Consider the following 9,337-nt stretch of genomic DNA (forward strand, 5'->3'; position numbering starts at 1 on the left):
ATGGCGCGTGGCGGCGGCCCGCGGAGTAATGCCGGAGTGCGGGCACACCGAGCCACAGCGAGGTGCCGAGTGGTGGGGCAAGAGCGCTTTGGTTACTTTCGCGCTTTTCGAAAGTGACCCGCTGTAAAAGCGGAACCCATACCCGCCATCACCGCAAAAACGGATATTCACCCAACCCCACCCCCACCCCCAACCCCAATAAAAAAAGGCGACCCAAAGGCCGCCTCATTCTCTACAACGTCAAATCAAAACTCGTGATCGGCATTGTCCGGGTTCAGGTCGCTGATCCCCAGCTTGCCCGCTGCCGACTCAATCGACCCCGTCTGCTTGACCAACGCCGCAATCGCATCACGCACGATCTGATTGCCCGCATCATTCCCGGCCGCAATCAACTGGTCGTAGTGCTCACCTTTGGCCGCCTGATCAACCATGACCTGAATCTTCGCTTCGGTCGACGCCAGGTCAGCCTTCAACGCCGTATCAGCCGCCGGATCCGCCTTGGCCACCAGCGACGACAAGCTCGCGCCCGTCATCTTGGTGCCGTCAGTACGGGTGTACTCACCCAGGTAAACGTTACGAATACCCTTGGCATCGTAGAAGTGCGAATTGTGCGTGTTGTCGCTGAAGCAATCCTGCTCGTCTTCCGGCGAATTGGCTTCCAGGGAAACCTTCATGCGCTCACCGGCCAATTCACCCAGGGACAGGCTGCCCATGCCGAACAACATCTTGCGCAGGCCGTCGGTGGCAGGTTCTGCCTCCAGCGTGGCGCGGTAGTTGTCTTCGACGTTGGGTTTCCAGTTGCCGACCATCTCTTCGAGGTCGCTGACCAGCAGTTGGGTCACAGCGCGCAGGTAAGTGCGGCGACGCTCGTTGTGGCCGCCGGTGGCGCCGTCGCCCGTCATGTAATCCGACGCCGGGCGGTTACCCGCGCCAGGGCCGGTGCCGTTGAGGTCCTGGCCCCACAGCAGGAATTCAATCGCGTGGTAGCCGGTGGCGACGTTGGCTTCGGAACCGCCCAGCTCATTGAGGCTGGCGAGTTTTTCCGGGGTGATTTCCTTGACGTCGACCTTGTCTTCGCCGACCTGGATCTCGGTGTTGGCGATGATGTTGGCGTTGGCGCCCGGGTTACCCAGTGCGTGCTCGTAGGACTTGTCGACGTAGTCGATCAGGCCTTCGTCCAGGGGCCAGGCGTTCACCTGACCTTCCCAGTCGTCGATGATGGTGTTGCCGAAACGGAACACTTCGCTCTGCAGGTACGGTACGCGCGCGGCGACCCAGGCGGTGCGGGCCGCTTTCAGGGTGGTGTCGTTCGGGTTGGCGAGGAAGGTGTCGATCGCGGTTTGCAGGGTTTTTGCAGTGGATTCGGCATCGCTGTACACCGCGAACACCATGTCTGCGTAATGCGCGACTACGGCCTTGGCGGCCGCTTCGTCAACCTGGCCGGCAGGTGTGGCAGCCGCTGGAGCGGTAGTGCTGGCAGCCGGGGTCGGCGCTTGAGGCGCGGCGGCCTTGTCTTTACCTTCGCCGCAACCGGCGAGAGAAATGGCAATGGCCAGCAGACTGGCGGTGGCCAGGGGCATACGAATCATGGCGAACATCCTGCTTCGGTTGTTGATAGGGCGCGCGGGGGAGCGCAAAAACTGCGACATAATGCGAAAGATTTGCATTTTGTGTAAAGGGTTATAGCGGGGAAATATTTAGTATCGATTTGTCATGTCAAAGAATGGCGGCGTTGTTGCGCTCGGACTGTTTCAAGTAAGCCGCCAACTCCCGGGCCTGCAGCGGTTTGCTGTAGTGATAGCCCTGGCCCTCATGGCAGCCCTCGGAAATGATGTAGGCCTCTTGCTCGGCGGTTTCCACGCCTTCGGCAATCACTTGCATGCCCAGGCTTTTGCCCAGCTGGATGATGGCGCGCACGATGGTCGCGTCGTCGTCGTCATCGAGCAGGTCCTGGACGAAGCTCTTGTCGATCTTGATCTTGTCCAGCGGCAGGCTTTTCAGGTAGCTCAAGGATGAATAGCCGGTGCCGAAGTCATCAATCGCAATCAGCGCCCCCGAACGCCGCAGGCTCAGCAAGTGCTGGGCGGCGGTGCTGATGTCTTCCATCAGGCCGGTTTCGGTGACTTCAAGCTCAAGGCTGCGCGGCGGCAGGCGGTAGATCTGCATCAGGTTGTTGACCACCCGCGGCAGTTCAGTGTGGTGCAACTGCACGGTGGACAGGTTGACCGCCATGCGCAGTTCGGTGAAGCCCAGGTCATGCCACTCGCGCAATTGCCGGCAGGCCTGGTCCAGCACCCATTCGCCAATCGGAATAATGGTGCCGTTCTGTTCCGCCAGTGGAATGAACAAGTCCGGCGGCACCAGCCCGTGTTCCGGGTGTTGCCAGCGCAGCAGCGCCTCCACGCCCACCACGCGATGGTCGCGGTAGCTGATTTGCGGCTGGTAGACCAAGTGGAATTGCTCGCGGCTAAGGGCATCGCGCAGGTCTTTTTCCAGCTCTCGGCGCCGACGCATTTCGCTGTCGACGCTGGCGATATAGAACTGATAACGGTTGCGTGAGCGGCTCTTGGCCAGGGTCATGGTTTGTTCGGCTTTTTGCAGCAGCTTTTCGGTGCTGTCACCATCTTCCGGGAACAGCGTGATGCCGATGGTGGCGCGCAGGCGAATCTGCTCGTGTTCGAGGGCGAATTCGGCTTCCAGGTCGTCCAGGATGCTTTGTGCCAGTTCGGCGGCCTCATAAGGTTGGTCGATATCGGCCTGCACCAGCGCAAACTGGTCACCGCCGAGGCGGGCGAGGGTGCCCAGGCGGCCACTGTGGGCGCGCAAACGGTCGGCCAGGGCCAGCAGTAATTTGTCGCCGGCCTGGTAGGTGAACTGTTCGTTGACGCTCTTGAAGTCATCCAGCCCCACGCACAGTACCGCCACGCGGCGCTGTCGGCGGCCGGCGTCGACAAGGATCTTGTCCAGTTGCTCCTGCAGCTTCTGGCGGTTCGGCAGGCCGGTGAGAAAATCGTACTGGGCCATGCGCAGCAGGCTCGATTCCGCTTCGTGGCGCAGGTGGGTGTTGCGCTCGATGGATTCGAGCAACTGGTTGGCGGTGTTTATCCACAGCCCCAGTTCGTTGCGTTCATGGCCTTTGAGCTGAGGGATCTTGTGTTCGCTGGGTCGGTCCGGGTTGATCGAGGTCAGGTGTTCGATAATCCGCGACAAGGGTTTAGTCAGCAGCCAGTGGTACACCAGGTACAACACCAGGCCCATGGCGAGGGCACGCAGCACGCCGGAAATGAAGATGATCACCGAGCTGACCAGAAAACCTTTGCCGTAATTGGCTGTGTCCAGCGTGATGCTCAGGTCGCCGTAGTACTCGCTGTAGGGGCCTTTGCCGACCAATGCCGTGGTGAAGGTGCGTTCCTGGCCAAGAATCAGGTCGGTCAGCCAACGGCTCGGGGATTGTTGCAGCGCGCGGCTTTTTTCCGCGAGCATGGTTTCGTTGGGGTGGCCAATGGAGGCCATGCGCACGGCGTCGTCCTGAAACAGGCCTTCGATCACCTGCATCCCCATCTCGCGGTCCAGGCTGTAGACGGCCTGGGTCGAGGGGTCGCGAAACATGTCGAGAATGCGCTGGGCATCACCGGCCACGGCCTGGCGCGTCTTGTAAGCATCGAAAACGATCTGCGCCGCGCTCAGCACCACGCCCACGATCAATGCCGACAGGAGCACAACCCGTAGCAACTTCACCGACAAGCTGTTTTTGAGTTCCAGCTTCAAAGGGTCATTCCTTGTTCCGTGCGGGTAGCCTCAATATGCCATGAGTATTGGCAATCTCGTGATGGCAGTCAAAGGAACATTGGGGCAACGGCGGGTTTGACCTGGAACTTGAAGGGTGGGGCGGGGGCGAGGCGGAGGTGAGTCCGCCTGCCTTGAACTATGCCGCAGCCGCACAGCGTGCGCCTGGAACTGGCACCCTCACGGTTACGAGAAGTTGATGTTCACGTTGCTGCTTGCCGAGTTGCCGCCTGAAAAATCCACAGGCGTCTTGTTCGTGTGCGTGTCTTCGTGGGCAACCTTGTTCTGATCTGCGCTGCCCTGTGGCTTGGCGGAGATGGATTTGACGACTTCGCCCGCTACTTTAACCAGCTCAGTGGCCGTTTTAGCCAATTCACCGACCACCGGGAGGGCGGTCTTGGCCAGTGCGCCAACCATAGGGAGTGCTGCTAGTGCGCCGATGGACATTGTAATTTCTCCGACAGGTACGAGAGGCGAATTCCTCACGCTGACTGGGTGGCGCAATCCCTTCGGCCAGTTCCGATGCCCTGGCGACTTATTCATCGCCCATAAAAAAGCCCGGCACATGGCCGGGCTCTTTTTACTGCAAGTGTTGCTTAGGCAGTGAAGGTTTTGCCTTCGAACTGCTCAGCCACGAACTTCCAGTTGACCAGGTTCCAGAACGCTTCCACATACTTTGGACGCACGTTGCGGTAGTCGATGTAGTAAGCGTGTTCCCAGACGTCGCAGGTCAGCAGCGGGGTGTCGCCGCTGGTCAGCGGGTTGCCGGCGCCGATGGTGCTGGCCAGGGCCAGGGAACCGTCAGCCTTTTTCACCAGCCAGCCCCAACCGGAACCGAAGGTGCCGACGGACGTCTTGGTGAACTCTTCCTTGAACTTGTCGAACGAACCGAAAGCGGCGTTGATAGCCTCAGCCAGTGCGCCGGTAGGTTGACCACCAGCGTTTGGCGCCAGGCAGTTCCAGTAGAACGTGTGGTTCCAGACCTGAGCGGCGTTGTTGAAGATGCCGCCCGAAGAAGACTTGACGATTTCTTCCAGGGTCTTGCCTTCGAACTCGGTGCCTGGCACCAGGTTGTTCAGGTTCACGACATAGGTGTTGTGGTGCTTGTCGTGGTGATACTCCAAGGTTTCCTTGGAAATGTGCGGCTGCAGGGCATCGTGTGCGTAGGGCAGCGGCGGCAATTCGAAAGCCATGATGATTCTCCTAATCAGGTCAGTTGCGGTGAGCGCAAGGCCGATCACGGGCGGCCAAACAAGCGCCGGGGAGTTTGTACTCTTTGCGGCGCAGGGTCCGGATCATAGCACCGGGGGTGCGGCAAAACCACGCAACAACTGTGTGGGATAGAGGTTCCAGAGCGTTTTGGAATATTCCTCAGGCGCTGATCAATTGATAGGCCACGCTGAACATCATCACCGCAACCAACAGGTCCAGCAGCCGCCACGTGGCCGGGCGCGCAAGCCAGGGCGCCAGCCATGCCGCGCCGAGCGCGAGGCTGGCGAACCACAGGAATGACGCGCTGGCCGCACCGGCTACATACGCGCCCGGTTCAGTTTGTTGAGCGCCTAATGAGCCAATCAACAGCACCGTGTCCAGGTAAACATGTGGATTGAGCAGCGTCACCGCCAACGCACTCAGCAATACAGCGCGTAACGAGCGCACCTTGAGGTTTTCGCCTTGTTCCAGGCTTTGCCGGGAAAACGCCCGGCGCAACGCCAGGGTGCCGTACCACAACAGGAACGCCGCGCCGCCCCAGCGCGCGATTGCCAGCAACAGCGGGTTTTGCGCCAGTACCGTCGCCAGGCCGAATACCCCGGCGGCAACCAGAATCGCATCACACACGATGCACAGCGCCGCCACCGGCAGGTGATGCTCGCGACGCAGGCTTTGCGCGAGCACGAAAGCGTTCTGGGTGCCGATCGCCATGATCAGCCCGAGGGCCACCACCAGCCCGTTCACATAACTTTGCCACATAGGGTTTACTCCGCGTTCGCTGCCAGTTGCTGCAAGACATCCATGGCGCGCGCGGCGTCGGCGCGCCCGACAAACAAGTGGTCGTGGTAATAACCGGCGATCACATTGCAGCTGATCCCCGCGTTGCCCAACGCGCCGGCGAAGGCGGCGGTGAGGCCCACGGCGTGCAGGGCTGAATGCACGTTCAGGGTGATCCAGGCGGCTACATAGTCGAAGGCCAGGCCAGCCTGTTGCGCTTGCTGGCGCTCGACGATCAACGTGAGGCCTTCCTGCTCGCGAAAGCTGCCGATGACGTCGCAGCCTTCGGGTATGCAGTGGTCAGGCAGGGTGCAGAACACGTAATCGCCGTCATTGAGCTGCGGGCTCATGCTGCGCAGCAGGGTTGCCAGGGTGGTTTCGCCAGCCATGGGAGGTTTCCTTGAAGAGAGAAGCAGTGCTGGTCATTCTCAAGGGCTAAGCTGTATAAGAAAAACCAATATTGCTGATCGCTCATTAGAGAAACTGATGTTCGACTATAAATTGCTCTCCGCCTTGGCGGCGGTGGTGGAACAAGCTGGCTTTGAACGCGGTGCCCAAGTACTGGGGTTGTCGCAGTCGGCGATTTCCCAGCGCATCAAGCTGCTGGAAGCGCGCGTCGGCCAACCTGTGCTGGTGCGGGCGACGCCGCCGACGCCTACCGACATTGGCCGGCGTCTGCTCAACCACGTGCAGCAAGTGCGGCTACTGGAACGTGACCTGCAAAGCCAGGTGCCGGCGCTGGACGAGGAGGGCATGCCCGAGCGCCTGCGCATCGCCTTGAATGCCGACAGCCTTGCCACGTGGTGGGCCGAGGCCGTCAGCGACTTTTGTGCCGAGCAACATTTATTGCTGGACCTGGTGGTCGAAGACCAGACCGTCGGCCTCAAACGCATGCGCGCGGGTGAAGTCGCCGCCTGTATTTGCGCGAGTGAACGGCCTGTGGCCGGTGCGCGCAGCCTGTTGCTTGGCGCCATGCGGTATCGGGCGCTGGCCAGCCCGGCCTTCATCGCCCGGCATTTCCCGCAGGGCGTGCGTGCCGATCAACTGGCGAAAACGCCGGCGCTGGTGTTCGGCCCGGATGATTTCCTGCAACACCGTTACCTGGCTTCCCTGGGGGTAGACGGCGGTTTCGAACACCATTTATGCCCGTCGTCCGAAGGCTTTATCCGCCTGACAGAGGCCGGTTTGGGCTGGGGGCTGGTGCCTGAATTGCAGGTGCGCGACCAGTTGAAAACCGGCGTTCTGGTTGAGTTATTGCCAGATAAGCCCATCGATGTGCCGTTGTACTGGCATCATTGGCGCAGTGGCGGGCAACTGTTGAGCCTGTTGACCGACCATCTGGCCCAGGCGTGTGGTCAATGGTTGGTGCCGTTGGAGTGACGGCAGGCGTCAAGGCAACAGCGATGAAAAACGAAAGAACATGGGGTAACAAATGAAAATTCTGGTCACCGGCGCAAGCGGCTTCATCGGCGGGCGCTTTGCGCGTTTCGCCTTGGAGCAGGGCCTGGACGTACGGGTCAACGGGCGGCGCGCCGAAGGTGTGGAACACCTGGTACGGCGCGGCGCCGAGTTTATCCAGGGTGACTTGAATGACGCCGACCTGGTCCGCGACCTCTGCCGCGACGTTGAAGCCGTGGTGCATTGCGCCGGTGCCGTCGGGCTGTGGGGCAAGTACCAGGATTTCCATCAAGGCAACGTGCTGGTGACTGAAAATGTTGTTGAAGCCTGCCTCAAGCAACGCGTCGGGCGCCTGGTGCACCTGTCGTCGCCCTCTATTTACTTCGATGGGCGCGATCACCTGGGGCTGACCGAAGAGCAGGTGCCCAAGCGCTTCAAACACCCTTACGCCGCGACCAAATACCTCGCGGAACAGAAGGTTTTCGGCGCCCAGGAGTTCGGCCTTGAAGTGTTGGCCTTGCGCCCGCGCTTTGTCACCGGCGCCGGCGACATGAGCATCTTCCCGCGCCTGCTGAAAATGCAGCGCAAGAACCGCCTGGCGATTGTCGGCGACGGCCTGAACAAGGTCGATTTCACCAGCATTCACAACCTCAACGAGGCGTTGCTGAGCAGTTTGCTCGCGACCGGCTCGGCACTGGGCAAGGCCTACAACATCAGCAACGGCACGCCGGTGCCGGTGTGGGATGTGGTGAACTACGTGATGCGCCAAATGGACATGCCCCAGGTCACGCGTTACCGCTCCTACGGTTTGTCCTACAGCGTGGCCGCCTTGAACGAGGCATTCTGCGCAATGTGGCCGGGCCGACCGGAGCCGGCGTTGTCGCGGTTGGGCATGCAGGTGATGAACAAAGATTTCACCCTCGACATCAGCCGCGCGAGGCATTATCTCGACTACGAGCCCAAGGTCAGCCTGTGGACTGCACTGGACGAGTTCTGCGGTTGGTGGAAGGCCCAGGATCCGGCATTCAAGTAAGCTCACAACCGGCAACACATCGGGAACCGAATTCGCGGTTCCGGGTCGATCTGTGCGGCGCCAACGCGGTTTATACTCTGACCGCTCGGCGCTCCAGGCCATCTTTTTGATTCAGGGTTGATTCATGCGTAACGATGCTAAAGACGATTTCGACAACGTTCCCGGCCTGCGGGCCGACATCGGGGACGATGATGATTTCGAGCCGACTCCCGCCACCTCCGTGCGCTCACGCACCACGCCGGTGGTGCGGGTCAAGAGTGCCAGCACCGGCCCGCTGTGGGCGTTGGTCGGCGCACTGCTGATCGCCTTCGCAGGCCTGGCCTGGTGGAGCTTCCAGCAGATTTCCCTGATGGGCCAGCAATTGGTCGCCACCCAGGAAAGCTTTGCGCGTATCAGCGAGGAAGCGGCTGGCCGCCTGCAGGATATTTCCGGCAAGGTGGTGGCCAGCGAAGCCAATGTGAACAACGGCAGCGAGGCGCTGAAACTGCAGATCAAGCAGCTGGAAACCCAGTTGCTGGAGCAGGGCAAGCAGCAAGTGGGCGTTGCCGGGCAAGCCACCGAGCTTGATCAGCGTCTGGCGCAAATGAGTGCGAGCACCACCGACCTGTCGAACGCGAACGCCAAGCTGCAAGGCCAGGTGCAGGCATTGACTGATGCCGTGGCCACTCTCAAGGCTTCGCAAGGCGAAGCGGGCAAACGTGATGCCGAGATCAAGGATCTGGTCGCCGACGTGGCTGCCTTGAAGAAACAAGGCAACCCAAGCGCGGCCATCGCCCGCCTGGAGCAGGATCTGGTGGTACTCAAGAGTGCGCAAGACAACCAGCCCGCCAACAGCGATGCGCCGACCAATAAAGAGTTCGACGTGTTCCGCATCCAGACCACGCGCAACATCACCACCTTGCAGAGCCAGGTGCAAAACCTGAACCAACGCCTCAACGCGCCGGCGAGCATCACACCGCTGACCCAGTAATACTCTGCCCTGAGGTGAGCCTGCTTTTTGTGATGAGCGGGCTTCTGTGATGAGCGGGCTTGCCCCGCGCTGGGGCGCGAAGCGGCCCCTCGTAACATCACTGCATTCTTACAAGCGGACGGCGGCGCCAGGTTGGGGGCCGCTTCGCAGCCCAGCGCGGG

At 60.8% G+C, this 9,337-nt stretch carries 9 protein-coding genes; 3 read left to right on the plus strand and 6 right to left on the minus strand.

Features of this window, described 5'->3' with window-relative positions; all coding sequences use genetic code 11:
• Nucleotides 1-245: 245 nt before the first annotated feature.
• The 6 genes from WBB95_RS13275 to WBB95_RS13300 form a co-directional block, all read right to left on the minus strand.
• Nucleotides 246-1,589 carry an imelysin family protein gene (locus WBB95_RS13275; protein WP_424487989.1) on the minus strand — a complete coding sequence of 448 codons (1,344 nt, stop codon included), beginning with the start codon at nucleotides 1,587-1,589 and terminating at the stop codon, nucleotides 246-248.
• A gap of 127 nt (nucleotides 1,590-1,716) precedes the next feature.
• Nucleotides 1,717-3,768, minus strand: coding sequence for a putative bifunctional diguanylate cyclase/phosphodiesterase (locus WBB95_RS13280; protein ID WP_424487990.1), 2,052 nt, complete (start codon nucleotides 3,766-3,768; stop codon nucleotides 1,717-1,719).
• Nucleotides 3,769-3,972: 204 nt separating this feature from the next.
• Nucleotides 3,973-4,233 (minus strand): hypothetical protein, encoded by a 261-nt coding sequence (locus WBB95_RS13285; RefSeq protein ID WP_424487991.1) that lies wholly within the window; start codon nucleotides 4,231-4,233, stop codon nucleotides 3,973-3,975.
• A 149-nt stretch (nucleotides 4,234-4,382) separates the two neighbouring features.
• On the minus strand, nucleotides 4,383-4,979 hold the full coding sequence (locus WBB95_RS13290) for a superoxide dismutase (RefSeq protein ID WP_003212997.1): 597 nt from the start codon (nucleotides 4,977-4,979) through the stop codon (nucleotides 4,383-4,385).
• A gap of 178 nt (nucleotides 4,980-5,157) precedes the next feature.
• Nucleotides 5,158-5,757 carry a LysE/ArgO family amino acid transporter gene (locus WBB95_RS13295; protein ID WP_424487992.1) on the minus strand — a complete coding sequence of 200 codons (600 nt, stop codon included), beginning with the start codon at nucleotides 5,755-5,757 and terminating at the stop codon, nucleotides 5,158-5,160.
• A 5-nt stretch (nucleotides 5,758-5,762) separates the two neighbouring features.
• On the minus strand, nucleotides 5,763-6,164 hold the full coding sequence (locus WBB95_RS13300) for an ACT domain-containing protein (protein ID WP_424487993.1): 402 nt from the start codon (nucleotides 6,162-6,164) through the stop codon (nucleotides 5,763-5,765).
• Between the two features lie 97 nt (nucleotides 6,165-6,261).
• Between WBB95_RS13300 and WBB95_RS13305 the strand changes: the two genes are divergently transcribed.
• The 3 genes from WBB95_RS13305 to WBB95_RS13315 all read left to right on the plus strand — a co-directional run bounded on the left by WBB95_RS13305 (nucleotide 6,262) and on the right by WBB95_RS13315 (nucleotide 9,176).
• Nucleotides 6,262-7,155, plus strand: coding sequence for a LysR family transcriptional regulator ArgP (locus WBB95_RS13305; protein ID WP_424487994.1), 894 nt, complete (start codon nucleotides 6,262-6,264; stop codon nucleotides 7,153-7,155).
• A 52-nt stretch (nucleotides 7,156-7,207) separates the two neighbouring features.
• Complete coding sequence (locus tag WBB95_RS13310) at nucleotides 7,208-8,206, plus strand: NAD-dependent epimerase/dehydratase family protein (protein ID WP_424487995.1); 999 nt, start codon at nucleotides 7,208-7,210, stop codon at nucleotides 8,204-8,206.
• Nucleotides 8,207-8,330: 124 nt separating this feature from the next.
• Nucleotides 8,331-9,176, plus strand: a complete 846-nt coding sequence (locus WBB95_RS13315; RefSeq protein WP_424487996.1) for an ATPase — start codon at nucleotides 8,331-8,333, stop codon at nucleotides 9,174-9,176.
• Nucleotides 9,177-9,337: the final 161 nt, after the last annotated feature.

It is taken from the genome of Pseudomonas sp., from assembly GCF_049645325.1.
Taxonomy (GTDB): Bacteria; Pseudomonadota; Gammaproteobacteria; order Pseudomonadales; family Pseudomonadaceae; genus Aquipseudomonas.

Coding starts and splice junctions, on each gene's coding strand:
- WBB95_RS13275 (WP_424487989.1), bottom strand. CDS start 1,589: ATGATTCGTATGCCCCTGGCCACCGCCAGTCTGCTGGCCATTGCCATT.
- WBB95_RS13285 (WP_424487991.1), bottom strand. CDS start 4,233: ATGTCCATCGGCGCACTAGCAGCACTCCCTATGGTTGGCGCACTGGCC.
- WBB95_RS13290 (WP_003212997.1), bottom strand. CDS start 4,979: ATGGCTTTCGAATTGCCGCCGCTGCCCTACGCACACGATGCCCTGCAG.
- WBB95_RS13295 (WP_424487992.1), bottom strand. CDS start 5,757: ATGTGGCAAAGTTATGTGAACGGGCTGGTGGTGGCCCTCGGGCTGATC.
- WBB95_RS13300 (WP_424487993.1), bottom strand. CDS start 6,164: ATGGCTGGCGAAACCACCCTGGCAACCCTGCTGCGCAGCATGAGCCCG.
- WBB95_RS13305 (WP_424487994.1), top strand. CDS start 6,262: ATGTTCGACTATAAATTGCTCTCCGCCTTGGCGGCGGTGGTGGAACAA.
- WBB95_RS13310 (WP_424487995.1), top strand. CDS start 7,208: ATGAAAATTCTGGTCACCGGCGCAAGCGGCTTCATCGGCGGGCGCTTT.
- WBB95_RS13315 (WP_424487996.1), top strand. CDS start 8,331: ATGCGTAACGATGCTAAAGACGATTTCGACAACGTTCCCGGCCTGCGG.